Annotated in this window: 1 protein-coding gene; it reads left to right on the forward strand. The window is 69.7% G+C overall.

The window, feature by feature from the left end:
* Positions 1 to 183: 183 nt before the first annotated feature.
* Positions 184 to 1,208: IS110 family RNA-guided transposase (locus tag IEZ19_RS49900; RefSeq protein ID WP_189317973.1), on the forward strand; the 1,025-nt coding region annotated here is incomplete at its 3' end.

Below are 1,208 nucleotides of genomic sequence, written 5' to 3' on the forward strand. Positions count from 1 at the left end.
ACGCCCAAGGGCTGTCATGTCGGAGAACTGTCGACTCGCTGCGGAGGGCCACCACGCACACAGCCGATCGGGCGCTCGTGACCTGATAGGAGCTTGGGCTAGAAGCCCCCGTCACTGCTTTGTCCGCCGCCCGACCGGCGTGTGCTGCCCCTCATCGGCAACCCGAAGGACAGCACTTCCATCATGACCGATCAGCGCCCGGACGTCTTCGGAGGCGTGGACACCCACGCCGACACCCACCACGCCGCCGCCGTCGACCCCATCGGCCGGCACCTGGGCGACGCTCAGTTCCCAACCACGAACGACGGCTACCGCGCCCTGCTGGCCTGGCTGCGCTCATTCGGGACCGTGCTCGCCGTCGGCGTCGAGGGCACCGGGTCCTACGGCACCCAGCTCGCACGCGTCCTGGCTGCTTCCGGCCTGCAAGTATTCGACATCAACCGGCCTGACCGGCGCATGCGTCGCCAGCTGGGCAAGTCCGATCCCATCGACGCCTATGCCGCAGCCGAGGCAGTCGCCTCCGGACGCGCGGGCGTCATCCCCAAGACCCACGCCGGTGCCGCCGAGGGGCTGCGGGTCCTGCACAATGCCCGGACCTCGGCCATGAAGGCCCGTACGCAGGCCATCAACCAGATCCGCAGCCTTCTGGTCACCGCGCCCGACACCCTGCGCGACCAACTGCGAGGTCTGGCAGCAGCAGACCTGATCAGCGTGTGCGCCCGGCTCCGACCGATACCGGACCTGGCCGACCCCACCGCCGCGGCCAAGTTCACCCTGCGCCGCCTTGCCCGCCGTTACCAGGACCTCGCGCGCGAAATCAGCGAGTACGACGCCGAGTTGACCACACTGGCGGCTCGGGCCGCGCCGACGCTATTGGCCGTGAACGGCGTCGGGCCCGAGACCGCCGCACGCCTCTTGGCGGCAGTCGGCGACAATCCCGAGCGCCTGCGCTCCGAGGCAGCCTTCGCCCATCTGTGCGGCGCCGCACCTCTGCCAGCCTCCTCCGGCCGCCGGGACCGCCACCGGCTGAACCGGGGAGGCAACCGGTCAGCCAACGCGGCCCTCTACCGCATCGCGGTCGTCCGCATGCAACACGACCGCCGCACCCGCGAGTACGTGGCCCGACGCACTGCGCAGGGACTGCAGAAGAAGGACATCATCCGCTGCCTCAAGCGTTACATAGCACGCGAGGTCTTCAAGGCCTTGAC

Origin of the sequence: Streptomyces brasiliensis (genome assembly GCF_014647875.1) — a bacterium.
GTDB lineage: Bacteria > Actinomycetota > Actinomycetes > Streptomycetales > Streptomycetaceae > Streptomyces > Streptomyces brasiliensis.